Source organism: Streptomyces sp. NPDC059695 (assembly GCF_042733785.1).
GTDB lineage: Bacteria > Actinomycetota > Actinomycetes > Streptomycetales > Streptomycetaceae > Streptomyces.
The window spans coordinates 171,150-194,775 of record NZ_JBHWFF010000015.1 but is presented as its reverse complement, the minus strand read 5'-3'; the positions used below and the strand labels follow the sequence as shown (position 1 = coordinate 194,775).

Genomic DNA, 23,626 nt, shown 5'->3' with positions numbered 1-23,626 from the left:
CGTCGGGACCAGCTGTGGGGCCCGAGTCCTGGTCCGACTCCTCAGGGCATCGTCGGGAATGCCGCGGGCACCGGTTCTCGGGGCTCGCTGTCGGGCCCTCGCCGGGTGTCGGTCCGTAGATTCGGCACGGCCGGCCGCGCGGTGGGAGACGGCAGGTCGGCACGGGTCCGGCCCGTCCCCCCGGGGGGTTACGGGGTGGGTGCGGTGAGCGGCGTGTCTCCGGAGCGTGTGCGAGGCCTTCGAACACGGTTCCGTGGACCGTTCCGCGCAGCTCACGTCGTCGAGCTGAGCGTTTCGTACGCCCGGCGTCTACCCAGCCGGTCACGGCTCAAGCAGTGGCAGCGGCGGCGACCGGCCTGGTGTCGACGTGTACGAGCAGACCAGCGGGATGCCGACGGAGGGGGCGAGCCCCGGACTCATCGGGGGGGGCACCGCAGGAGGCCGCCGGAGAACAGCCCCACACCTGCGACGTCGGCGTCGACGAACCGCCTGTGACCGCCGCGAGCCCTCGGCCAGGGGCAGGCGGATTCTCGGTTCTGTCGCCTGACGACAAGAGGCACGGCGGCGTCCGCTCCGCACGACCGGTCGCACCCGGCCGACCGTTCTACGATGCTGCTGAGACAGACCTCGGGGCAGCGAGACCGGAGGACGGATGGCGCGACGGGACCGGGACTCGGGAACCGCGGTCCACGGCGCGCGGCGGCGGGCCCTGCAGCTGACCGGGCTCTCGGCCTCCCCTGACTCCGGGATGGACCGGTCGGCCCGGCTGGCGTCACGGCTGCTCCACGCACCCGCGGCATTCGTCGCGCTTGCCGAGGACGGCCGGCAGATCCTGCCCGGCATGTTCGGCCTGTCCCGTCCCTGGGCGGAACGACGGGCACTGCCGGGGTCCCGCACTCCCTTCCGGACCGTGGTGTCCTCGGGGCGGCCCCTCGTCGTGTCCGACCTCCGTACAGACGAGCGACTGGGCAACGGTCCGGCCGTCGCAGACCCGGGCATGGTCGCATTCGCCGGAACGCCGCTCACCGACAGCGACGGCCTGGTCCTGGGCGCCCTCTACGTGATCGATCACGCACCACGCACCTGGACCCCCGACGAGCTGGCCGACCTCGAGGATCTGGCCGCAGCCTGCTCGGCCGAACTGCGCCTGCGGATCCTCTCGGCGCAGCGGCGCTCCGCGCAGAAGGCGGTGGAAGCCGCACGCACCGCCGCCGAGCGGGCCAGGGGCGAGGCGGAGCGCCTGGAACGTGAGGCCCAGACCGGTCTGGACCACGCCGAGCTGCTGTTGAAGGCCTCGGAGGAGCTGGCCCGGGCCTCAGGGGTGGAGGACGTACGACGCAGGCTCCACGACCTCCTCGGCGGTCTGGGGAAGCCCTCGTACGTCGGCCTGCTCGTCGGTGACGAGAACGAGCTCCACAGGATCCCGGACCCGGACGACAAGGGCTCCTTGGATCACGAGAGCCTCACAGTGCCGGCGGACGCTGTGTTTCCGAGCGCCGCGGCCATGCGGGAGCGGCGCATGGTGTTCGTGCCTGATCGCGGGGCGCTCGTCACCGGCTACGGCCGCGACGCCGTTCGCTTCTTCGACCGTCTCGGCCTCGCGACAGTGATGTGCCTGCCGCTCTGGGGCAGCCGCGCGGTGCTGGGCGTGCTCGTCGTCGGCTGGGCCAAGCGGCACGAGGTGGGCATCACCGAGCGAGCGACGCTGACCGCCGCCTCCGGCTACATTGCGCAGGCGGTGGAGCGCGCCCAGTACCTGGACGAGCGGATCTCCGTCGCCCGGGAGCTCCAGGAGGCCATGCTCACCGATCTCCCGCTGGCCGACAGCGTCGAGATCAACGCCCTCTACCAGCCGGCCGCCGACGACCACATGATCGGCGGTGACTGGTACGACGCCTACCATCTGCCGTCCGCCGCACCCGGCGCGGGCGCCCCGCTGATGATCACGGTGGGGGACATCACCGGGCACGACATGCACGCCGCCACCGTGATGGGCCAGGTGCGCAGCATGCTGCGGCAGGCCACACTCGACCATCCCCCGTACAGCCCGGAGACGGCTCTGACCGCCCTCGACGCCGCTTGTGCCGTCCTGCCCATCGAGGCAGGCGGCACGCTGGTCCACGCCCGCCTCGATCCCGCCCCGCCCGGCCGTCCCTGGTCCCTGACCTGGTCCAACGCCGGCCATCCACCACCGCTCCTGCGCACCCCCGACGGCCTGGTGACCCTCCTGGACGAGCACGACATGCTCTTCCACCAGGGCCTGAAGGACGTTGCCCGGACCAAGCACCGACGCGAGCTGCCTCCCGGCTCGGCCCTGCTGCTCTACACCGACGGCCTCGTCGAACGACGCGGGCAGGACATCGACGCCGCCGTCACACAGCTCGCGGGCCTGCTGGCCCGGCACGGAAACGACCCGCTGCCCGAACTGCTCCGGCGGATCAGCAGCCGGATGGCCGACCCGCCTCCCGAGGACGATGTCGTCCTGCTGGCGCTTCGCGTTCCCTGACCGCGCCGCCGACGGTTCACCCGGCCGGATTCAGGCGCGCATCCTCTCCCACGCCATGGGTCACACCTCGGGCAGGGGTGTGCGCAGCGCGGTGCGGCCTTGATCCCAGGCCCGGCGGACATGAGCCGTGAAGCGGTCTTCCAGGAGGACCGTGGCCGCGCAGCCGAAGGCGATGTCCGCCTCCAGGGCGGGTTCGTCGGCGAGGAGCCCACCGATGACCTCACTGCGTACGACCTGCTCGTGGACGGCGTCCGCCTCCACGTGTTCGGCGTAGAAGCGTTCGGCCGAAGGACCGGCCGCGCAGCGCCGCATGGCCTTGGCCATGCGGCGGGAACCGGGCGAAGAGGTGACCTCGACGCACGCGAAGTGGCCGACGAGAGCTCCGCGCAGGGACCGGTGGAGCCCGAGAAGGGACATCAGGTTCACGGTCGCGAGCAGGGGCGCCGGTGCGCGGTCGAGGTAGCGGCCGTACTCCGGATCCAGATCCAGGTCGGCCATGAGGTTCGCGAAGAGCTGCGCGTGGATGCGTTCGGCGCGGCCCGCCCCGAACTCGTCGTACTCGACGGCGACCATCGCGGCCTTGGCGCGGCCGGTGATCCGGGGAATCACCCAGACGTGCGGGTCCGCCTCCTTGAGGTGGTAGAGCGAACGCAGCGCCGCGTACTCGCGCAGCTGCCACAACTCGCCCTCGGTCTCCAGGTAGTGGCTGACGCTGCCGGAGGGGTCGGCGGGTTCGACGAGGAGCGGGGCGAACACGGCTTCCACCGACCCCGGGCCGTCGCGCAATGCGTCCCGCAGGGCGTGCAGGAAGCGGTCCTCCACGGCCCGGCGCAGCCGCAGCAGGTCAGGGTCCCATTCGCGGGCGTCGTCGACGTCCTCGAAACCGCGGTAGTGCAGCTCGTACAGCAGATACAGCGCGAGCTGAAGGTCCTCCTCCCACGGGTCGGCCCTGATCACCGCTCCCGGGTCGTACAACGGCGGACCCCCGGATCGAAGGGCGCCGGTCACCGCGGCGGACAGCTCGCCCCTCCCCTCGACCAGGCGCGGGCCGAAGGCCGCCGCCGTCCCACCGGGGCCGGGAGGGCTCATCACCGGCCCCCATCCTCAGGCGGCGCCACGGCCCGCACGCGGCGGCGATGGCTGGTGTCGCACCACGGATACGTACGGCTGCGTCGGCAGGTGCACACCGCGACCATGAAGCGGTCGGAGCGGACCACGGTCCCGTCGTCCAGGGCGATCTCCACCGGGCCTTCGACCAGGACCGGGCCCTGCGGATCGACGAGCACACGGCGTGGCACGGGGTCCGGCGGGGGCGCCGGGTCCGTGGCACTCGTGCGGGCTGATTCAGGGACGGCGTGCACGGATGATCACCAACTCTTCCCACTGGTCGGTCTCAGCCGCGAGCCCCCGGCTCTCCAGCCAGGCCCGCCGCGAGCGCAGTACAGGGCCCCACGGAACGGACGTCGTCGCCGTGACCTCTGCGGCGAGCCGCGCCCCGGCCAGACGATCGACGGTCTGGGGGGCTCCGCACATCCCCGAATGAACGAGGAGCAGCACGCCCCCGGGACGCAACAGGGCCGGGGCGGCCGAGCAGATGCGGTCGATGACCGTACGCCCGTCCGGACCGGCATCCCAGGCCCGCTCCGGCCCGTGCGACGGCGGTCGAGCCCGCGGGGACGGGACGTACGGCGGATTCGCGACGACCAGGTCGAACCGGCGACGTGCGGCACACGCCGCGAAGTCGCCGTGCAGCACCCGCAGGGGAAGCCGCCTGCGCCGGGCGTTCAGGCGTGCCGTGACCACCGCCGACCAGGCCACATCGACCGCCGTGACGCGCGCACCCCGGCCGGCCGCGTGCAGGGCCAAGGCACCTGTGCCGGTACCGATCTCCAACATCTCGGTCCGGGGCCCCACGTCCTCGTCGCCGAGCGCCGCCGCGAGGAAGCGCGTGTCGGCCTGCGGCCGGTAGACACCCGGCAGCGCGATCAGGCCGGTACCCAGCTCGTCCTCACCCAGAACGGAACAGGACACGCCACACCTCCTCGACCGACCGGCAGGCCCGCCATGACGCTTCGCGGCAGCCCGTGAATCCCGAGACCTCGCGTCTGCCCCGTCTACGGCTCAGCATCCGACATCCGGCCGATCTTAGGATCATCAGACGAAAACACAGACACCTCGGGGGGATGTACGGAGCGGCGTGCCCTGCGGTCTTGCGGCGGCAACCTCAGCCTCCTCCGAGTCCGGCCGTGCGGGCTGTACGGCCGTACGGCTCCAGCATCCGCGTACATCTGCTCCTCGCGGCCGTTGCCGGTGCGCCACGATCACTCGCCACCCGAAGGGCACCCGGCCCGAGGCAACGGCCTTCCGCAAGGCACGGCGCGGCACGCGGCCCGTGACGAACACATCTAGGCTGGAAGAAGCCGCACCCCGAAATCGGAGGACGTCATGATCGTCCTTGGTGTGATTCTTCTGGTCGTCGGCTTCGTCACCGGAATCAGCGTCCTGTGGACCATCGGCATCATCCTCGTTGTCATCGGAGCCATCCTCTGGATCCTGGGCGCCCTCGGACGCTCCGTGGGCGGACGCAAGCACTACTGGTAGCGGGAACATCTCCCCACCACTGGTAGCGGGACATCTCCGCAGCGCCCCTGGATCCGCCCGGCGGCCACAGCGCTGGGCCGACCCCGCACCGGCACCCGCTGTGGACGTCCCGCCGGGCGGGACACGCTCCCCGCACAGAGATGTGACGGCTTCGCCGGGAGCAGGAGGCCCGGTCGCGAGGCAGAGCGACACACCACCCGCAGAGCCCCTCCACCAAGCAACGTGCTCAGGCGAGCGGGACAGTGGCCGTTTTTCCTCTCGCGCCTCCGCCCCCCACACAAGGACTTCTCCCATGGCTGTCCGGCACCAGTTGATCCGGCGTCCCCCGCAGGTGGTGTGGGCGGTGCTCACGGATCCGAACGCGTACAGCGAGTGGGTGGTGGGGCCCACCGAACCCGTCCATCACGTCTTGGCCCGTCGTGCCGCCGCGCTCCCGCGCCGGCCAGGCGAGCTGCTGTTCCAGCGGGTGCGCGTCCAGCGTGGGCTCTCCCACGTACACCTCGAACGGCACCTGGCGGTCCGGACCGAAGGAACACGGCACGGTGAAAGGCCTCATGTGCCCAAACTAACCGCCTGTGCGCCGTCTTCGGCATGCTGCTTCGGCAAGCCCGACAAGCAGGCGCTCCGCCGGGCGTTGTCCTGAATCGTTCGCGCGGGCGCTCTCCCGACGCGTTCGCGCGGATCGTGTCCGGACCGGTCCGGTCCGGGGCCGGGTGCTCTACCCTGCCCCGCATGCGACCCCCGCTGCTGCACCGGCGCTGCCCCGAACTGACCGGCTCGCTCCCCTTCCTGCGGCTGGGTGCGGCGCCCACGCCCGTGCGACCGCTGCCCGCGACGGGCACGCGGGCCGAGCTGTGGGTCAAGGACGAGGGCGGGTACGGCGACGGCGGCTGGGGCGGGAACAAGGTCCGCAAGCTGGAGTGGCTGCTGCCGGAGGCCCGTCGGCGCGGCGCGCGGACCCTCCTCACGGTCGGGGGCCTCGGCACCAACTGGGGCCTCGCCGCCGCCCGGTACGCACGGGAGCAGGGCCTGGAGGTCGCCCTCGGTCTGATCGACCACCCGGTCGACGCGCACGTGCGGGACCAGCTGGAGCGGCTGCGCGCCTCCGGCGCCTCGCTGCACCTCCTGCACACGAAGTCCCGGCTGGTCCTGGCCGCGCCCTGGCTCTTCGCCCGGCATGCCCACGGCTTCAGGCTGCCGTACTACCTGCCGGCGGGCGGGTCCTCGCCGCTCGGCACGCTCGGTGCGGTGGAGACCGCACTGGAGCTGGGTGCCCAGGTCGAGTCCGGGGAGCTTCCGGAGCCGGCGTGGCTGGTCACCGCCGTCGGCTCCGGCGGCACCACCGCGGGGCTGGCCCTCGGACTGCGGCTCGCCGGGCTGCGCACCCGTGTCCTCGCCGTCGTGGTCAACGACACCCTGAGGCTGGACTCCCGCTCCCTCCTCGGGCTGGCCCGCCGCTCCGCGTCCCTGCTCCGGGCGCGGGGCGCCGACGTGACCGGCGCGGTGCCCGGTCCCGACGCGCTCCGTGTGGAGACCGCGTGGCTGGGCGACGGGTACGCCCATCCGACCCGGGCCGGTGACCGTGCTCTCGCCCTGGCCTCGGAGCGGGCCGGTCTGTCCCTGGAACGCACCTACACCGCCAAGGCGTTCGCCGCTCTCCTCGATCTCGACGCGGGCGGCGGACTGGGCGGCGGCCCGGTGGTCTTCCTGCAGACCCATGGGCCGCGATGACACGGCATCGGGGCGAGGGCCGGGCCGCCGTCGCCGTGGACGGCCACGGTGGATCCGGGGCGACGGTCGGCCCTACGCCTCCCCCTCCTCCGGCTCGGCATCCCATGCGTCGGCACGGACGGCGAGCGCGGAGAGGGAACGGTCCGCCGGCAGGCCGATCAGTTCGGGGTGCACGAAGAACCCCTTCTCCCGCGCCGGTTTCGTCTCGTCGGGGGTCAGGGGGTTGGCCCTGGCCCATGCGTCGCGGCGGACGCCGGTGATCTGCCAGCAGACCTCCAGGCCGGCCCCGCCCCCCGCGATCGCGAAGGTGTGGTCGGCGAGGGCGCGGCTGATGTGCAGATCGGGGGCCGGGGCGCCGACGGCGGTGAGCTGGTAGCGGAAGGACTCGTTCAGCGACTCGAACCACTCGGGCAGTTCGACCGTGGCGCGGCCGTCCCCGTCGAGGACGGCCGTGCCGTCGTAGACGTTCTTCAGCTCGGAGGAGCCGACGCCCGCGTGGACCAGGTAGCGGTCCTCGGGGTCGATCGGGTGATCGATCCGCATGATGCCGACGCCGTGGGACAGCTTTCCGGTGATCACGACGTCGCCGTCCAGGAAGGCCGCCCGTTCCGTCCCCTTCGCGTACAGGCCGACGGCTCCCTCGGCCCTGACGCCGTAGCTCTGGTTGCTGTTCCCGTAGACGCCCGGGCCGAAGGTGCAGGTGCCCTCGACGCCGGCGTGCTCACCGCCGCCCTTGCCCTTCACCCCGGGGTTGTCCGCGCTGCTGCCGAGGACACCGGGGTTCTGGCCGCCGCCGGTGCCGGACACCCCTACACCGGCCTCGCTCGTGCCGGAGACGCCGGTGCCCTGCTTGCTCGACGCCGACACACCCGCGCCCTTGTCGCTCCTGGCGAGGATGCCCGCGCCGGTGGTACTGGTGCCCGAGATCCCCGCGCCGCCCGTGCCGGTGCCGATGACGCCGATGCTGGACTCACCGCCGGTCCCCGTGACCCCGGCGCCGCCCGTGCTCGTGCCGGACACGCCCGGACCCGTCGCGCCGGTTCCCCGCACGCCCGCGCCGGCTCCGCCGCCGGTGCCGGTGACGCCCGCGCCGTTCGTGCTCGTGCCGGAGACCCCGGCGCCGTCCGTGCTCGTCCCGGAGACACCCGCGCCGGCCGTACCGACGCCTTCGACTCCGGCGGAGCTCCCTCCCCCGGTGCCACGGAGGCCGGCGCCCTCGGTGCTGGTGCCCAGCACCCCCGGGCCGGAGGCCGCGCTGCCCCGGACGCCCGCGCCCTGCCCTCCTCCCTCGCCGGTGACGCCGTCGCCTTTCGTGCTGGTGCCGGAGACACCGGCGCCCTCGGCGCTCTCGCCCGACACTCCGGGTCCGGTCGGAGCCCTGCCCCGCACTCCCGGCGCCGTGCCGCCGCCCTGTGCGTCCACGCCGGGACCCTGGTCACTCGTACCCGAGAGTCCCGCTCCGGTGGTCGCGGTACCGAGGACACCCGCGCCCGACCCGCCGCCCTCGCCCGTGACCCCGTCGCCGTTCGTGCTCGTCCCCCGGACCCCCGGGCCGTCGACACCCGAGCCCACGACGCCCGCGGCGGAGCCGCCTCCCTGACCGGAGACGCCCGTGCCGTCGGTGCTCGTGCCCCTCACCCCGATGCCTTCCTTCGAGGCCCCGAGCAGACCGGCTCCGGAGCTCTCGGCGATGCCGGACACACCCGCGCCGTCCGTGCTCCTGCCCTCGACTCCGGGACCGTCGGTGCCGGTGCCGGTCACTCCGGGGCTGCCGGGCGCGCCCGTGCCCTTCACCCCCGGGCCTTCGGCGCTCGTGCCCTCCACGCCCGGGCCCTCGGTCCCGCTGCCCAGCACGCCGGCGCCCGTTCCCCTGCTGAGGCCCGAGACGCCGACCCCGGCCCTGCTGATCCCCGCGACGCCCGTGCCCCCCAGGGCGTCCTGGGCTCGGCCCACGACCCCGACGCCCTTGTTCTGCTTCGTGTCGCCGAGCACGCCGGCGACCGGCGCGTCCGTGGTGCCCGTGTTCCCGGTGGTGCCGATGACACCGCTGCCCGCGGAGCTGTCCCCCCACACCCCGAACACCGGCGGGGTCGGGAACGAGCTGGACACATCCTGTCCTACGACCTTGGGCATGGCCGTCTCCTCTCGCCGGACGAAGGGCCGTCCGGACGGTCACTGATAGGCGAGCTGGACGCAGAAGACCGTCACCGACTTGTCCGCTTCCGCCCCTTCGACGTCGACGGTCAGGTAGTAGCGGTGCGAGTCGTTCGAGATCTTCACCTCGCTCTGCGGTTCCACCGGGGTGCCCAGGGTCGTGGACTCGACGAGGAAGCCGGTGCCTCCCCCGATTCTGATGTCGACGCCGACGAGGGCCACCCTGAGCGTGCCCGTGCCGGACAGGTTGCTGCCGGTCACGAGCAGCGACTGCACGAGTGCACCGTCCGGCAGCACCACGTTCATGAATCCGTGTGCCTGTTGCGCGCCGGTCGGCTTCGCGACCGTGTCGATGCGCTGCGACCAGGGCGGCACCTCGGTCCCGGCATCGGTGTAGGACACCAGGGCCGGGGTGAGCGTGAGGTGGCTCGTCGGCGTGCCCAACGACGCGATGATCGGGTTGATCTGCTTCTCCGCCAGCCCGGCGAACTCCGCCTCCAGCAGGTGGAACCGGCGGTTGAGACCGTCCTCACCACCCGCCTGCACGCGGTCCTGGTTGTCGATCCAGTCCTTGTGGGTGAACTGCGGCTTGTAGGTCTCAATCATGACGGTCGTCCTTGCGGAGACGGATGAAGGGGGACGAGAAGGGGTCCCTGACGTGGTACGTCGGGTACGTGTACAGCCGAGGCCGTTCCGTCTCCTCGGGGTCGAGACCGGCCAGGGCCCTCAGGCGATCGGTGCGGCATTCCACGCCGAGGGGGTGGAACCAGTTGAGGACGTTGAGGATCAGGTCGTACTGCTCCTTCGTGACGGCCGCGTCGGGCGACGCCTCCAGCGCGGGCTTGAGCCCGACCTCGCACTGGTAGGGCCTGAGCCCTTCGGCGGGGAGGTACGTCGCCCGGATCGTGACGCGTCCGGGTGCGAGGCCGACGACCTCGCACACGGGGGCGTCGGGCGTGAGCGGTTCCGCGGCGCCGTGTCCGTTCGGGAGGGCGGACCACACGAGGGCCTCTCCCCTGCCGGTGCCCAGCGGAAGCTCGGTGTCGAGCCGCGGCGGGGCGGGCGGTACCCCGGCGAGCGGTGCGGGGTCGGCGAGGAGCACGGTGCCGCCGTGACGCGGAGCCATGACGAGGCAGGGCGGGTACGGGGCACCGCCGGGGCTCGCGGCGAGCGCGGGCCCGCCGCGTCCCGGGCTGAACACCTGCGGCAGGCGCACGTCGGTGGCCACGTCGACGAGGTGCACCCGGCCGACCGCCGAGGACGAGCCTTCCGTCGCCACGTACAGCAGCTTCCCGTCGCCGCTGAGGCTCAGGGCCACCGGCGCCGCACCCGCGGGGAAGCCGCTGACGACGGCCGTCGGGCTGGTGCCCGGCGGGCGGTAGGCGCGGATCTGGCCGCCGTCGGCCGGATCGGCTCCGGGGCAGATCACGTAGAGCTTCTTCCCGTCCGCGGTGACGGCGACGGAGTGGGCGTTCGGATCGCCCGTGTCGACCGTCTCGCGCGGGGTGAGCGTCGCGCGCTCCACACGGCACCACCGCCCGTCGTCGAGGACGGCGAACAGGGAGGGGCTGCCCGCGGCGACGGCGAGGGACCTCGGCGCGGCGGGCAGGGGCAGCGGCGGCGCCTGCGCACCGGTCGTCAGGGCGAAGGCGCGCAACGTCCCGTCGCCGCACCCGGCGTAGAGCCGGTCGGCGTCGGTCGCCAGCGCCGCGGGACCGGGACAGGTGAGGTCCGCAGGGGTGACGGACGGCGACAGGTCCGCCGGGTTCAGGACCGAGATCCGGCCGAGCCGTTCATGCGCCGCGAAGAGGCGTCCGCCGCCGAAGGCGAGGGCGCCGGGGAAGGGGGCGACCCTGCGTGAGGACCCCCGGCGCATCCGGCGGACGGGGTGCTGAGCTTCGTCCACGAGCGTGAAGGAGGTGATCCGGTGCGTGCCCGGCTCGGCGAGGAAGACGCGCGAGCCGTCGGCGGCGAAGCAGGCCGCGGCGGGCTCGGCGGCGGGCTCGACCTCGACCTGGACGGAGTCCTCCACCTCGACCTCGACCTGGACGGAGTCCTCCACCCCGACCTCGCCGGGTCCGGCGACCGTCAGGTCTTCGCCGGGGGCGACGGCGACGCGGACGGTCTCCGTTCCGTCCGGAGCGTCGGACGGGGGCGGGTCGACCCGGATGAGGTCGAAGCCCGCCGCGAAGGCCCGTGCCGCGAGGGCCGACGCGGTCAGTGCGGTGTGGCGGAGCCGCAGGGCCCGGCCCTCGGCGTGGAGGGCCGCGTCGGGGTCGGGTTCCGCGGCCTCGCCGGGGGGTGGTTCGCCCTCGGGCTTCGGGACGTACGACACCAGCACCTCGAGGGTGCCGGCCGTGCCCTTGAGCACGTCGAGCAGCCGGACGAGGGCGTCGGCGGTGACGCGCTGCATGAGCCGGTTCCCGGGCTCGTCCCCGTACGCGACGGGGCGCGGGGGCCGGTCCAGGTCGTCGGTGCGGACGCGCAGCGTGTCCGGGTCGAAGTCGTCGGCGGGCGGGCCGGCCGCGGACGCCTCGGTGGGGTCGCGGCGGCCGGTGCCGCTGATGCCGTGTCCGGCGGTGAGGGAGGTGTCGGCCAGGCCGATCCGGATCCGGCGGGTGCCGCCGCCGACGTGGCCCTGGCGTACGGCCTCGACGCGGACCGAGACGTCGCCGGCGGCGAGGGCCCGCAGGGTGCCGGGTCTGCGCGGCGGGAAGGCGGCGTCGCCGGCTCCCGAGCGGAGGACGGACCACCGGACTTCGGCGTCGGCGAACCGGGAGGGGTCGGGGTCGATGCCGAGGACGAGCGTGTCGCCTTCGGTGACGTCCGGCAGGCCGGCGGCGTCCGCGGGGGCCGGGGTGATCTCGAAGACCTCGCCGCGCGGTTGGGCGGCGAGGACGAGTCCGTCCCTGGTGTGGTGGACCCAGCCGAATCCGGCCGCGTGGGCGAGCGCTCCGAGCCGGGCGGGGGCGATGTCCGGCGTGTGGGTGAGCAGGACGGCGCGCCCGACGCGGTGCAGACCGGTGGAGGTGGCGTCGTACGCCTTGAGCACGTGCAGTGCGGCGTCCGCGGGGCGGTCCAGCGCCGCGAGGCGGAGCAGGAGGGCGTCCAGGGCGCGGGAGACGCCGAGTTGCATCCGGTGGCTGTCCTCGTCGTCCGCGAACGTCAGTCCCGCCTCGGCGGGGCGGCTGATCAGCCAGGCCGGGTCGAAGTCGGGTTCGTCGCGGGCGGCGCTGCCGACGGCGTCCTCCTCCGGTGTGCCGAAGTCGCCCTCGGCCGTGACGGACTGGCTCAGCGGGAGCGTCGCCGGGAGGACGCGCAGGGGCAGTCCGCCCCCGGCCACGGCCGCGTTCTGTTCCCGCACCACGAACGGCTCGGGGTCCTCCGGGGCGAGGGCGATCGCTCCGGCCGCCGTGTTGACCGCGGCCTGGAGCCGGTCGGGGGTGGGCAGGAGCCACGAGTGGAAGATCCGGAGCCGGCGGCGGTACTGCTCGTCGGGCTCGCCGGTGACCGGGGCGAACGTGCCGCGGGCCGTGCCGGAGAGCCGTACCTCTTCGATCAGGCCGGTGTACGGGGCGTCGAGGTCCTGGTTCCCCCGGGCCTCCGTTCCCCGGCCGATGACGAGCTGTGCGGCGCTGGTGAGGGCACCGAGGGATGCGTCCGCGGCGCGGTCCACCTCCTGCCCGTCGAGGTGGAGCAGGACGGTGGAGGTGCCTTCCTCGCGGGCGAGCACGCCGGCGACGTGGTGGAAGGCGCCGTCCGCGAGGTCGTGGTCGGCGTACAGGTCGACCACCGTGCTGCCGTCGGAGAGGGAGAAGCGGAGGTTGTGGTCGATGCCGCGGAAGGTGCCCACGGTCAGGGCCCAGCCCTTGTCCTCCGGGGTGTTGAGCCTCTTGCGCTTGGCGATGACGGCGCCCGTGTCCGTGGTGACCCGGTCGGGTCGCACGACCGCTTCGACGGTGAAGGAGGCGGAGGCCGGGAGGGCGAAGGCCGGGGCGTCGTCGACGCTGACGAAGCTCTCGTCCGGCCCCGAGCCGAAGCCGAAGGCGTACGCGAAGCGCCCCGTCCGGCCGCTGCGGGCACCGGTGTTCGTCCCGGGGCGGCCGGGTGCGGCGGCGTCGACGACGGTGGTCACCGGCGTGGCGAGGTCCTGGACTCCGTCCTCGTCCGGCGGGAGGACGTCGTCGAGGTGGAAGAGCGCGATCGTGGATGCGTCCACCGTGTGGGGCCGCGGCGGGAAGCGGGGGGCGCCCAGGTCGAGGCCGAGGAGGTCGAGGCTGACGCCGTGGGCGGTCTCGGTGTGGCGCTGAGCCGTCACGTCCTGGAGGTGGTCGGCGACGAGCTCGTGTTCCGCGCCGATGATCCAGAGCAGTTTGGCCAGGTTTCCGAGCAGCGCGGTGACGGCCCAGGTGACGGTGCCGAAGGTACGGGTGGGGGTGAAGGGGGCGAGGCCGACGAGCCGCAGCCGGTGGGTGACCTGGACCGCGCGGCCGGGGATCGGGACCGTCACGGCGCGTCCGGCGGGGTGGCCCGCCGGGAGGTGTACGTCGACGTGCTCCACGGCCATGCCCTCGTCCCGCCTGAAGGAGACCCGGACGGTGAGGGGCCGGGTGAGGTCCTGCCGGGGGGCGAGCAGGTAGCGGGGGGAGGCGGGCGGCCTGCCGTAGACGTGCTCGTAGCGCTCGAAGCCGTACGTCGGGACGGTGACCTTCTGGCTGCCCCGCTGGGGGACCACCGGAACGGACATGCGTTCCATGCCCCGGTCGTACGGGGCGGGGAGGGCGTCCCGCATGACGGCGAGGGCGCCGCCGGGCAGCGGGTCGCGCGGGCGGGGAGGTCCGCAGGCCGGTGTCGTGTTCATGTGACCACGACCTGGAGGTCGGCCATGGAGGTGTCCACGGAGAAGCGGGCGATCTCGTCGGGGGCGAGGTCCAGGTTCTCGCCCACGGACAGTTCCTGGGACCCGCCGTAGGTGCCGCCGCCGTAGGAGGTCTGCCCGAAGGCGGGGGCGAAGCGGCGCAGTCGCACGTTCTGCACGTCCACCACACCGGCGGCGGTGCGGGCGCCGAGGACGATGTCGGAGTGGAGCACGCCGTGTCCGAGCCGGAGACGGTTGACGGAGGCCCGTACGGCGTCGAGGATCGCGCCCTTGACCGACTCCTCGTCGTGGCCCGCCTCGACGACGAGGGTGGCGCGCAGCCCGACGTCGACCTGGTTGGCCGCGAGGATGTCGGGGAAGACGGACACGGGGCGCCACTGCCGTACGACGTCGAGCACCTCGTCGTACACGCCGGGGACGAGCGACTCCCCTTTGCGCCACGGCCAGCCGGGCTCCGCGGCGACGACGATGTCGAAGAAGTAGGGGGAGCCGGTCCGGCGCTCCGGGGAAAAGGCGCGGCTGCCGAAGCGGAAGGTTCCGTAGGTGCGACGGGTGGCCTCGACGCCGCCGAGCGGGTCGAAGATCGCCGCGTCCCGCACGCCGTTCACGTCGAGGACCTGGGCGAGCAGGGCCTCCTGCGTCCATACGGTCCGGGGGACGCCGAGCAGACGGGCCCGGTAGACGGCGTCGGACTCGCACACGTCACCGTCGTGGAAGGTCTCCTGTGCGACGGCCGTGACCTCGGCGGCCCCCAGGTCGAGGTTGTGCCGGGCCCATTCGGGGTCGAGGCTCATCTTCGTACCGCCGGGGATGTTCCCGTCCTCGCCGCGCGTGACGGCCTCGGCCTCGACGGTGGCGGTCTTCTCCTCCGCGGAGAGGACGACCGGTCCTGCGCTCCGGAAGGCCAGGAGGGGCTTGCCCGCCGCGGGCTCGGTCACGACGACCGTGCCTTGCGGGAGGGCGTAGCGGCGGCCGGGTTCCTCCTGCGCGATCGTGAGGAAGACGGTTCCGCGGGCCCGCAGTTCGCGGCGGCGCAGGCCCAGGTCGCAGCCGAGCAGGTCGAGACCGGGGCCTTCGGCGGTGGTGATGAAGGTGCCGTAGTACTGGGATTCGAGGGCCCGCCACAGGGCGTGGGTGTCGAGGGCCGCGGCGTCCAGGACCTTGCGCAGGGCGCTGCCCGACGTGAGGTCGACGTCGTCGCCGAACATGGCCCGGGCGCGGTTCTGCTGGTCGGCGATGATCCGGTCGATGCCCTTGACGACGAACCCGTCCTCGCCGACGCCGAACCGTTCCTCGGAGGTCATGGGGTGCCCCTTGCTCGGAGGGTGACTGCGGTGTCCGCGACGGTGTCGACGACGGCGTAGACCGCGTAGACGCGTGCCGCGTGCGCTGCGGCGACGTCCCGCCGGCGGGTCTCGTCGCCGAGTCCGGACAGCAGCTCCAGGTAGCGTGGTTCGTCGTCGAAGAACACCTCGCGCACGTCGGTGACCCGGAGGTCCGAGCTGAGGCAGCGGACGAGTTCCATCGTGAGGAACTGCTTGCGGGTGGGCAGGTCCTCGGCGTAGACGCCGATGGCCAGGCGGTCGAAGCCGAACACGGTGTTGAGCCGGTCGCTGCCCTTCTGGGTGGCGACGCCCAGCTCCAGCGCCTGGCTCAGGGCGTCGGCCCCGGCGACGAGGGCGAGGTCGTGGGTCCCCTCGTCGAGGACGAGGTCCCCCTCGTCGAGGGCGAGGCTGCGACCGAGGCTCGGGGCGCCTTGCGGAGGGGTGTCGCCGGAGCCGTACGGGCGCATCGCGACGGCGGCCGGTCCCGATCCGGCCGACGAGGCGCGGAAGGCGGTCGCGAGCGGCGGGGCGGGGGGTGCGGGACCGGCCCTCAGGGAGTCTCCGGTCTGTCCTCCGGGCCGGTCTCCGGGGCCGTGTTCAGGGCGGTCTCCGGCCTGGCCTCCAGGCCGGTCTCCGGGCCCGTGTTCAGGCCGGTCTCCGGGCCGGTCTCCAGGCCCGTCTTCAGGCCGGTCTCCAGGCGGGAGGCTGGCTGCTCCGCCGTCGGCGGGGAGGTCGTCGCGCGGTTCCAGCGGTTCGTTCCCGGGCATCAGAGACTCTCCAGCAGGTCCTGGCCGGCGTCTGCCACCGTCCACCGTGCCGGTCCCTGCGCGCTGGCGGTGATCCCGGAGGCCGTGGCCAGCAGGACGGGGCTGCCGCCGACGGTCAGCTTCTTCGTGGATCCGTCGGGGGTCGCCGGTGCGGTGATGAGACAGGCTTTCTCCACCCCGCCGGAATTCGCGGTGCAGGGCGTGACCATGCCCGGTACGGGGGCGGTCGCCGAGCCGAACTGGAGGCCGCTCTCCTGGCCGGCGAGGACGACTCCCCTGCCCCTGACGGTGACCCGGGGATCACCCGTGGCAAGCCTGAGCCTGCCCTGGTGGGTGCACTCGATGATCGCGCCTTCGACGAGTACGAGGGACATCAGCTGATCGCCACCTTTCCCTGGCCGACCGTGAGGGTCACTCCCCCGGATCTGAGCACCACGTCCTGCCCGCCCGCGTCGACGGTGACCCTTCCGTCCGAGTCGATCTGGACGGAGGTCCCCGACGCGTGGGTGATCAGGAGGACTTCGGCGTCCCCTTCGGTGGGGCGCTTCCCGACCCGTGAGCAGACCTCCTTGCCGATCCCGACCTTCAGCCCGGTCGCCTCCACGACCCGGCGGCCGTCGGCGGTGATCAGGTCGTTGGCGGTCCTGCCCGTGGGTCTGGGCGTGGTGCCGGGGGTGACCTCGGTGGGCAGACAGAGCCACCAGTCGCCCTCGTAGGACTTGGGACGTTCCATCTCGGGATCGTTGGCCCACACGAAGCCGGTCACCACACCGTCGTCGGGGTCGCCCCTGACCTGGTTGAGGATCGCGCGCATGCCCGGGTACACCGGGGCGCACAGACCGACGTCGTGCCAGGCGAAGGGTGACACGAGGGGCCTGTCGTACCGTTCTCCGCCCTCTCCGGTGACGGGCAGGTCCACGCTGGGCGACGCCTTGGCGTGGTCGGTCCGCTGGCCGACGGTCACGTTCGCCACCCGCCGCTCCGGTGTGGCCCTGTCGACCTGGCCGACCTCGACGGAGGGGGTGGCGGCGGCACGCTCCTGGGCCTTGCCGCCGATCAGTTCCGCGATCGAGTGCGGGGTCGCCTTGCGGGCGAGCTCACTGCGCCGGTGGTTGCCTCCCACACCGCTGTACTCCACGGCGCGGCCGGTGCAGGTGTAGCCGTTCTTCGGCGAGAACGTGTGGGTCAGCTGGAGGACGCGGAAGTTCATGACCGCCTTCTCGTACCCCTCCACTCCGGCGGCCACCATCTGGCCGGCCCGCAGGGAGGGGACGCCGAGCACCGTGAAGTCGAAGAGTTCCACCGCGTCCGGGGCCGGCTTGTCGGTGACCACGGCCGGCTGCTTGCCGACCGCCTCCAGCCGGGCGGGCTTGAACTCGGCCAGTCGGGCCACGGTCATCGTCCGGTACTCGACGAGGCAGTCCTCGGCGAGCATCGCGGCCGCGAGCAGGGCGTCTGGGGGGATGAAGGGGAACCTGCTCTCCGTCGGCGGATGGCTGAGGGTCAGTCCGCACTGGGCCTTGCCGTCCTGGACGAGGATCTCGTAACCGAAGTCGGAGGCCATGGCCTTGAGCAGCGTGAAGGAGTTCGTGCCGGACCTGTTGATCGGGCGGTCGGGGGCGTCGGGTTCCTCCGGGCCGACCAGGTCCACTCCGGCGAGTGCGGCGATGTGCTTCGCCGCGTCGTAGGGCGTCGTCTCCTTCTTCGAGACCGTGGCCACGGGCGGACTGCTGCCCGGGTCGGTGTGCTTGAGCAGCCGGTACGCGGCTTCCTCGAAACCGGTGAGGCGGATGCCGAGCGGAGGGAACCGGGTCGCCGACCTGATCGCGTCGACCCTGCCCGACAGGACCACCTCCTGCCCGGAGGGGTCGTCCAGGTATCCGAGGTGGATGTCGACGTCGACTCCGCCGTCCGGACCGGACCGCTCCGCGAGTGCGTCGGTCAGCACCTTGTGGACGGGGAGCGGCAGGTCCTCGAAGGCGATCTCGAACGTTCCCGGTTCACCGATCGCGTACGTGACCGTGACCTCGGCGTCGGCCAGCACCGACCCGCTGCGGACGTCATTCGAGATCTTCAGCCGGAGGATCGGGAAGTCGAGCTGGTACCAGAGGATCACTCCCATCGCCGTGCCACCCCGATCACGATCCGGGAGCCGTAGTGGCCCAGCCCGTTGAGGTTGCCCCTGGCGATCGTCGCCTCGACGAGCTTGACGGCCAGCGGGCCCGCCTCGTGCACGAGATCCGGCTCGGGAACCAGCTTGCGCAGGAGGAGGACGCGCGGACCGTCGGGGCCGGGGCCCTCCACCCTGAGCACCAGATGGCCGGGGGGTACGGGCTGCAGGGCGGGGTCCTTCGGCTGGGGCGCGCGGTTCCACGCCGCGAGGTCGTACAGCGTCTCGGGAGGATCGTCCTCGCCGCCGTCGAAGTTGGCGTACAGGGCGAAGTCGTAGGTGGTCTCGCCCACCGGACACCGGAAGACCTGCGGAAGGCCCGCGTCGGGCTCGACCGGCAGCCGGTGGAAGACCAGTTCGGCGCTCACAGCCCGCCCCCCAACTGGCGCGCCACGGAACGGGTCCTGCTCACGGTGGGGATCGCGGCGGAGCCGACGGCGAGCGCGAGGTCCAGGGCCTCCCCGAGGATCGCGGTCAGGCTGGAGCGGGGGACCTGTTCGAGGCTGATGGTGACGTCCACGGCGTCCCTCTTCTGGTTGGACTGGGTGAAGCGCAGGCTGGTGATCTGCATGTCGAGGCTGACGGTCATCCCGCAGACCACCGGAAGCCCCGCCAGCTTCATCAGGGGCGCCGTGGAGCCCGCCAGCGCACGTGAGGTCAGCGCCATCGTCTCCAGGCCCTTCTTCGACAACAGCCTTGTCTGGCCGACGAGTACGGCCTCCACGCTGATCGTTCTGGTCGTCGGGGCGGTGAGCTGGGTGAGCCGGCTGCCGGCGATCCTGGCCACCTGGTACCCCTCGCTGAGGGTCAGACTGGTGACCGTGAACAGCGGCACCGCGCCGATCAGGACGGGAACGTTGAAGCCGGCCGGCATGGTCCGCACCTTCCTTCCCTCGTCATGTCCCCGGGCCTCCCCGCCTGTGCGCGCGCTTCTTCTTCCGCTCCGGCTGCGGCGCTTCTCCCGGGCTCTCGCTCTCGTACAGCGGTTCGCCGACCACGTCCTCGCCGGCCTGGGGGGCGACGCGGGTGGGTGGAGCCGGGTCGACGCGGTAGCGCGGTTTCGGTCTGCGGGGCGAGGGGTCGACCCGCACGCGCCGGCCCGCCGCGGCGGCGGCCACCGGGTCGTCCTCGATGTCGATCCGCGGGCGCGCGTCCGGATCGGGCTCGGCGTCCGCCGTCGCCTCGGGCTTGGCCTCGACCTCGGGCTTGGCCTCTGGTTCGGGCTTGGCCTCTGCCATGGCCTCGGGCTTGGGTTCGGCCTCGGGCTTGGCCTCTGCCGTGGCCTCGGGCTTGGGTTCGGGCTTGGCCTTGGATTTCTTCTCCGTCTTGGACTTCGCCTTGGACTTGCCCTCCGCCTTTGCCACCTTCGCTTCGGCCTTGGCCCTGGCCTTGCCTTTGCTCTTGGCCCCGGGCACCGTCTCGGCCTCGGGCTTGAGCGCGGCCTCGGCCCCGGCCCCGGGACCGGCCTCGGCCTTCTGCCGGGGCGTGGGTTCGGCCGTGGGCTCGGGCTTCGTCCTGGCCTCCGGCCTGGCCTTCGCCGTCTCCGGGGGCCGCGGCTGCGGTCCCGCGTCGGCCGCCGTCCCCCTCGGACCCGCCCTCCGCGTGACCCTCGGCGCTCGCTTCCTCTGCTTCGCGGCCCTCAACCTGTCGAGCAGCTCCAGCTGCTCCGCGTCGGTCAGCCAGTCCAGGTTGTGCCGGTACTTGGCGAACCACTCGACGTAACTCTCATGGGGCACGCCCACGTCACGCGGCAGGTGCTTCCCGCTGAGGAGTTTCTCCTTGATCTCGGACAGCGCGCGGATCACCCCGTCCGCCCCGCCCTCCTTCCTCGCCTCGACCAGCGTCTGCGTGATCCACTTGTAGTAGTTGTCCGTGTGCAGCACCTCGTGACGCGTCCAGCCCTGGGGAACGATCTTCGGGTCGATGGAGGTCCTGGGCAGGTAGACACCGTTCAGCGGGTCGTCGGCGGGATTGATGCCCACCTCCTCCAGGATGGCCCTGGGCACTTCGGCACGCACGTCGCTCGCCGCGACCACGTGGTGGGCCGGGTTCCCGAAGTCCTGGTGCTGGCCGACGCGTTCCATGGACTCCTTCAACTCGTGCGAAGGAGAGCCGGCCACGCCGGTCTTCGACCTGAGTTCGTCGCGGGCGCCGAGCGCCTGCGCCGGCGCCTCCTCGGCCTCGTGGTGGAGGGCCTTGGCCTCGCGGGTCGCCTTTCCCTCCGCCTCCGCCATGATGTCGGCGACGTGCCCCTCGGTCGTGGCCTCGGCCCTGACCAGGTCCTCGAACTTGTCCAGCTGCTCCATGGCCTTCGCGGGGTCGGTCTCTGCCGTCCGCGCGATCTGCCGCAGCGCGTTCTCCATCGCCTTCGGGTTCTCGACCTCGCCCTTGGGGAACCGCTTGCGCAGTTCCTTGATCCGCTGCGTGACCGGGGCGCGTTCGGCGGCCGTCGCCTTGACGCGGGGCACCTTGGGCGGCCTGTCCACCCGCCGCCATGCCCCCTTCTTCCCCTGGCTGAGCTTCTCGACGAGCTCGGCGAACTCCACGGCCCTGCCGTCGGCCATGTGCTGCGCGCGCAACTTCTCGAGCTTCGCGAGCAGGGCGTCGAAGGCCTCCGCGCTCCCGCCGGAGCGGGCGTGCATCTGGCCCACGACGGCGATCCCGTACTGGTGGACGGCCTCCATGCGCCGGCTGTCCCCCGCCAGCAGTGCCAGCAGGTCGGCCTTCACCTGGGCCCGGGGCCCGATCCTGCCGAAGCCGATCTGCTCCAGCGTCTTGGCGAACCGTGCGCCCTCACCGTCCTGGAGCGCGTCGACGACCCTGGAGACCTCGGCGATCTCGAAGCCGTCCTTCCCCGTCAGGCGGGCGAAGGTCTGTGCCAGCTCCGGCGTGAGACCACCCGACTTGGCGCCCAGCACCCCGAGTACCTCGGCCTTCGGCCGGAGCTCGGCGAGCACGGGGCCGATCCGGGGATGCTCCATCAGCGCCGCCAGGTGGGTGCCCTGGGGTATGTCGACCTCCTGGAGTACGGCGCCGAGCCGGATGCCGTCCTCCTCGGGGAGCAGGAGCATCAGGTCCACGACCGCGTGCTCGTCCTTGAGCCCCCTCAGGACGGCGCTGCCCGCGTGCAGTGCCTCGGCCAGCCGGGTGAAGCGGGCGGCGATCCGCTCGCCTTCGAACGCCTTGACCATCTTGAGGAAACGCAGGATGGAGACGAGCTTCTCGATCTTGGCCAGTGCCTCGACGACGGCCTGGATCTCCGACATCCAGGTGAGCGCCTCGATGATCACGGCCCACTTGATCCTCGTGAGCGCACGCGGACCGACTCCGAAGATCGCGGCTCCGCGCAGCCCGTGGACGAGCGCCTTGCCGACGTGCGTCAGCAGATCGTTCAGCCGCCTCATCGACACCGGATCGCGGAATCGGGCCAGGTAGCAGGTCACCGCGAGTTCGTGGAGAGCCCAGAGCCCCGAAAGGATCTTCTCGGGCTGCGTCAGCATGATCTTCAGGGATTCGAGCGTGCCCAGGACGAATCCCATGACCGCTCGGACGGCCTCCTCGATCTCGATCGCCTGCTTGAGGCCGATGACGGCGGTCTGCTCGCCCTCCACGTTGTGGCCGAGGCCGGCGTCGTGGCGCATCGTCAGGTTCATGGCCTCGGCCACGAGATCGACGAACTCCCCCGTCGTCAGGGGCTTCTCGCCGCCGAACTTCTCGCCGACCGCCGTGAGGAGCTCCCAGAGTTCGCCTCCCATGTCGGCGAAGAGCTGTTCGTACAGGCCGGCCTGGATGAGGCGGTCGCGGACCGCCTGCAACTGGCTCAGGCCTTCCAGGGAGATCATGATCTGGATGATCGCGCGCCGGTGTTCCTCGAACGTCCAGGCCTTGACCAGGACTTCGAGGTACTTCTCCCTCGTCGCCTCGTCCACCAGGGCGAACGCCTTCGCGCTCATCTCGGCCAGCTGGGCGGCGGCCTTCTCCAGGTCCTCGTCGTTCCCGGCGAGGCCGGAGGTCACCAGGCGGTCGAGTTCCTGGAAGGTGAGGAGCTTCAACTCCTCTGCGGAGAGCCAGAATTCACGGGGCGACCGGCTCATCCGGATCCAGCGCCTGCCCTCGTCCGAGTCTCCCCACACCCAGCCGCGTTCCTTGGTCCACAGCAGGTTCACCGCGTACCGGTGGCCGTCCGTCGTGGAGATGAAGGGCAGGACGCGGAAGCCCGTGAAGGTGCTGATCTTCTGGCCCTCCAGCTCCCAGTTCGCCACCGGTCTGCCGACGGTCTCGTCGGTGACGGTGGGGGCCGTGGCCACGGCGAGGAAGTAGCTCTCGGACGTTCCGAGCGAACCCTCCAGGACGACGAAGGAGCGGGCTCCGAAGATGTGGTCGCCGAGTTGGACCGCGTGGATGAGGCTGCGCGAGCGTGCGTAGCGGGTCGCCTCCCCCAGCAGCACGAGCTGCGTGGCGCCGATGACCATCACGGCGCGTCCGTCGACCGGGCTCGGCCCTTCGACGACCTGGCTCTGCGGGTCCGTCACCACGGTGACGCCCGTCTCCCTTCGCGTGCGGCCGGTGGCGGCCAGGCTCACGTCCTCCGTCCCGCCCTCCTCGGCCGCGGCGGCCTCTTCCGGCGTCGTCCATGGGGCGCGGTCGGTGCCGGGGGCGGGCGCCGCGGGCTGCGGCGACGTCTGCTCGGGAGAGGGAGAGGTTCCGCTGGTGGGGGTGGTGCCGGCAGTCGGGGTGATGGTGGTGGGGGTGGGGGTGGTACTGGCAGCGGAGGTGGCCGGGGGGCTCGTGGCCGTGTCCTCGCCGGTGGCCGTCCCGGAGGTCCGGTCCTTGTGGGCCGGCGGCTCGCCGGGCTCCGCGGTCTCCCTCGTGTCCTGCGTCCCGGTCTCGCCCGGGCCGTCCCCGGCCGTCTCCCGACCGGCTCGCTCCTTTCCCTCCTCACCGGCTCCCGCCGCCCCTTCCCCTCCGTCCTCCGGTTCCGACACGGCCATGGCGAAGGTGAGGTGCCCGCGCGCGCTCAGAGCCGACTCCACCGGCGAGCCGGTCTCCGTCGTGCCGACGGCCGTCGGCCCGGTCGGGCGCGGACCGGCGATCCCCGCGTTCCGGTCGTCCTCGTCGACGGCCCGGGCGACCGCGCGGAGCAGCAGTTCTTCCAGCCTCGTGTCGTAGGCGGGGCGTTCGCCGGGTCCGGTGAACTCGACCGACGCCGGTGGATGCAGTCGCCGGTACGCCACGCCGCTCGCCGCCGTCTCCGCGGCGGTGACCGGCGTGACCTCGGTGGGTGCGTTCACGGCGTCGTCCGCCCCCGGTCGTCGGCGTCGGCGGAGACGATCTCGGGGAAGCCCGCGGCGGCGATCTTCGCCCGGGCGAACTCCAGGCGGGCGACCAGCGCCTGCTCGACCACCTCGCCCAGACGTTCCAGGCCGGCGGGCGACGGCGTCCCCGTGATCCTGACGGTGATGGGGAAGTGACAGGTGATCGTGGTGGGCATGT

Annotated in this window: 18 protein-coding genes; 3 read left to right on the top strand and 15 right to left on the bottom strand. The window is 72.6% G+C overall.

The window, feature by feature from the left end; all coding sequences use genetic code 11:
- Positions 1–652 precede the first annotated feature (652 nt).
- On the top strand, positions 653–2,506 hold the full coding sequence (locus tag ACFV2S_RS20705; protein WP_385560921.1) for a SpoIIE family protein phosphatase: 1,854 nt from the start codon (positions 653–655) through the stop codon (positions 2,504–2,506).
- 60 nt (positions 2,507–2,566) lie between these two features.
- Here ACFV2S_RS20705 and ACFV2S_RS20700 read toward each other — a convergent pair whose 3' ends face one another.
- Genes ACFV2S_RS20700 through ACFV2S_RS20690 form a run of 3 tightly spaced genes read right to left on the bottom strand, consistent with a single transcriptional unit; the run spans position 2,567 to position 4,537 of the window.
- Complete coding sequence (locus ACFV2S_RS20700) at positions 2,567–3,595, bottom strand: iron-containing redox enzyme family protein (RefSeq protein ID WP_385560918.1); 1,029 nt, start codon at positions 3,593–3,595, stop codon at positions 2,567–2,569.
- Positions 3,595–3,804 (bottom strand): CDGSH iron-sulfur domain-containing protein, encoded by a 210-nt coding sequence (locus tag ACFV2S_RS20695; RefSeq protein WP_385560915.1) that lies wholly within the window; start codon positions 3,802–3,804, stop codon positions 3,595–3,597. Before ACFV2S_RS20695 ends, ACFV2S_RS20700 begins: the two co-directional genes overlap by 1 nt.
- 46 nt (positions 3,805–3,850) lie before the next feature.
- Positions 3,851–4,537 (bottom strand): HemK2/MTQ2 family protein methyltransferase, encoded by a 687-nt coding sequence (locus tag ACFV2S_RS20690; RefSeq protein WP_385560912.1) that lies wholly within the window; start codon positions 4,535–4,537, stop codon positions 3,851–3,853.
- A gap of 414 nt (positions 4,538–4,951) precedes the next feature.
- On the opposite strand from ACFV2S_RS20690, the gene ACFV2S_RS20685 reads away from it, so the two are divergent.
- The gene (locus ACFV2S_RS20685) at positions 4,952–5,107 is read left to right on the top strand and encodes a DUF6131 family protein (protein ID WP_385560909.1); all 156 of its coding nucleotides are present in this window, start codon (positions 4,952–4,954) and stop codon (positions 5,105–5,107) included.
- Positions 5,108–5,333: 226 nt separating this feature from the next.
- Here the strand turns inward: ACFV2S_RS20685 and ACFV2S_RS20680 are convergent, their stop codons facing one another.
- Complete coding sequence (locus ACFV2S_RS20680) at positions 5,334–5,663, bottom strand: DUF2610 domain-containing protein (RefSeq protein WP_385560906.1); 330 nt, start codon at positions 5,661–5,663, stop codon at positions 5,334–5,336.
- A 176-nt stretch (positions 5,664–5,839) separates the two neighbouring features.
- On the opposite strand from ACFV2S_RS20680, the gene ACFV2S_RS20675 reads away from it, so the two are divergent.
- Entirely contained in the window at positions 5,840–6,838 is a 999-nt protein-coding gene (locus tag ACFV2S_RS20675) for a pyridoxal-phosphate dependent enzyme (RefSeq protein WP_385560903.1), read from the top strand.
- A gap of 72 nt (positions 6,839–6,910) precedes the next feature.
- Here ACFV2S_RS20675 and ACFV2S_RS20670 read toward each other — a convergent pair whose 3' ends face one another.
- The 11 genes from ACFV2S_RS20670 to ACFV2S_RS20620 form a co-directional block, all read right to left on the bottom strand.
- A complete protein-coding gene (locus tag ACFV2S_RS20670) occupies positions 6,911–8,971 on the bottom strand; it encodes a hypothetical protein (protein WP_385560900.1) in 2,061 nt (686 codons plus the stop codon).
- Positions 8,972–9,010: 39 nt separating this feature from the next.
- On the bottom strand, positions 9,011–9,598 hold the full coding sequence (locus ACFV2S_RS20665) for a hypothetical protein (protein WP_385560897.1): 588 nt from the start codon (positions 9,596–9,598) through the stop codon (positions 9,011–9,013).
- On the bottom strand, positions 9,591–13,853 hold the full coding sequence (locus ACFV2S_RS20660; protein WP_385560894.1) for a LamG-like jellyroll fold domain-containing protein: 4,263 nt from the start codon (positions 13,851–13,853) through the stop codon (positions 9,591–9,593). The genes ACFV2S_RS20665 and ACFV2S_RS20660 overlap by 8 nt, the downstream gene beginning before the upstream one ends.
- Positions 13,850–15,175, bottom strand: a complete 1,326-nt coding sequence (locus tag ACFV2S_RS20655; protein WP_385560891.1) for a baseplate J/gp47 family protein — start codon at positions 15,173–15,175, stop codon at positions 13,850–13,852. Before ACFV2S_RS20655 ends, ACFV2S_RS20660 begins: the two co-directional genes overlap by 4 nt.
- Positions 15,172–15,663, bottom strand: coding sequence for a hypothetical protein (locus ACFV2S_RS20650; RefSeq protein WP_385560888.1), 492 nt, complete (start codon positions 15,661–15,663; stop codon positions 15,172–15,174). The genes ACFV2S_RS20655 and ACFV2S_RS20650 overlap by 4 nt, the downstream gene beginning before the upstream one ends.
- A gap of 299 nt (positions 15,664–15,962) precedes the next feature.
- On the bottom strand, positions 15,963–16,337 hold the full coding sequence (locus ACFV2S_RS20645) for a hypothetical protein (protein WP_385560885.1): 375 nt from the start codon (positions 16,335–16,337) through the stop codon (positions 15,963–15,965).
- Positions 16,337–18,085, bottom strand: a complete 1,749-nt coding sequence (locus ACFV2S_RS20640) for a hypothetical protein (protein ID WP_385560882.1) — start codon at positions 18,083–18,085, stop codon at positions 16,337–16,339. Before ACFV2S_RS20640 ends, ACFV2S_RS20645 begins: the two co-directional genes overlap by 1 nt.
- Positions 18,076–18,501 (bottom strand): hypothetical protein, encoded by a 426-nt coding sequence (locus tag ACFV2S_RS20635; protein WP_385560879.1) that lies wholly within the window; start codon positions 18,499–18,501, stop codon positions 18,076–18,078. The genes ACFV2S_RS20640 and ACFV2S_RS20635 overlap by 10 nt, the downstream gene beginning before the upstream one ends.
- Complete coding sequence (locus tag ACFV2S_RS20630) at positions 18,498–19,007, bottom strand: hypothetical protein (RefSeq protein WP_385560876.1); 510 nt, start codon at positions 19,005–19,007, stop codon at positions 18,498–18,500. Before ACFV2S_RS20630 ends, ACFV2S_RS20635 begins: the two co-directional genes overlap by 4 nt.
- Positions 19,008–19,029: 22 nt before the next feature.
- Positions 19,030–23,424, bottom strand: a complete 4,395-nt coding sequence (locus ACFV2S_RS20625) for an AHH domain-containing protein (RefSeq protein WP_385560873.1) — start codon at positions 23,422–23,424, stop codon at positions 19,030–19,032.
- Positions 23,421–23,624 (bottom strand): hypothetical protein, encoded by a 204-nt coding sequence (locus ACFV2S_RS20620; RefSeq protein ID WP_385560870.1) that lies wholly within the window; start codon positions 23,622–23,624, stop codon positions 23,421–23,423. Before ACFV2S_RS20620 ends, ACFV2S_RS20625 begins: the two co-directional genes overlap by 4 nt.
- Positions 23,625–23,626: the final 2 nt, after the last annotated feature.

Excerpts from the sequence above, each read along its gene's own strand:
- ACFV2S_RS20675 (WP_385560903.1), top strand. The coding sequence starts at position 5,840 with ATGCGACCCCCGCTGCTGCACCGGCGCTGCCCCGAACTGACCGGCTCG.
- ACFV2S_RS20660 (WP_385560894.1), bottom strand. The coding sequence starts at position 13,853 with ATGAACACGACACCGGCCTGCGGACCTCCCCGCCCGCGCGACCCGCTG.
- ACFV2S_RS20630 (WP_385560876.1), bottom strand. The coding sequence starts at position 19,007 with ATGCCGGCCGGCTTCAACGTTCCCGTCCTGATCGGCGCGGTGCCGCTG.
- ACFV2S_RS20670 (WP_385560900.1), bottom strand. The coding sequence starts at position 8,971 with ATGCCCAAGGTCGTAGGACAGGATGTGTCCAGCTCGTTCCCGACCCCG.
- ACFV2S_RS20620 (WP_385560870.1), bottom strand. The coding sequence starts at position 23,624 with ATGCCCACCACGATCACCTGTCACTTCCCCATCACCGTCAGGATCACG.
- ACFV2S_RS20705 (WP_385560921.1), top strand. The coding sequence starts at position 653 with ATGGCGCGACGGGACCGGGACTCGGGAACCGCGGTCCACGGCGCGCGG.
- ACFV2S_RS20665 (WP_385560897.1), bottom strand. The coding sequence starts at position 9,598 with ATGATTGAGACCTACAAGCCGCAGTTCACCCACAAGGACTGGATCGAC.
- ACFV2S_RS20640 (WP_385560882.1), bottom strand. The coding sequence starts at position 18,085 with ATGGGAGTGATCCTCTGGTACCAGCTCGACTTCCCGATCCTCCGGCTG.
- ACFV2S_RS20680 (WP_385560906.1), bottom strand. The coding sequence starts at position 5,663 with ATGAGGCCTTTCACCGTGCCGTGTTCCTTCGGTCCGGACCGCCAGGTG.
- ACFV2S_RS20655 (WP_385560891.1), bottom strand. The coding sequence starts at position 15,175 with ATGACCTCCGAGGAACGGTTCGGCGTCGGCGAGGACGGGTTCGTCGTC.
- ACFV2S_RS20685 (WP_385560909.1), top strand. The coding sequence starts at position 4,952 with ATGATCGTCCTTGGTGTGATTCTTCTGGTCGTCGGCTTCGTCACCGGA.
- ACFV2S_RS20650 (WP_385560888.1), bottom strand. The coding sequence starts at position 15,663 with ATGCGCCCGTACGGCTCCGGCGACACCCCTCCGCAAGGCGCCCCGAGC.
- ACFV2S_RS20700 (WP_385560918.1), bottom strand. The coding sequence starts at position 3,595 with ATGAGCCCTCCCGGCCCCGGTGGGACGGCGGCGGCCTTCGGCCCGCGC.
- ACFV2S_RS20645 (WP_385560885.1), bottom strand. The coding sequence starts at position 16,337 with ATGTCCCTCGTACTCGTCGAAGGCGCGATCATCGAGTGCACCCACCAG.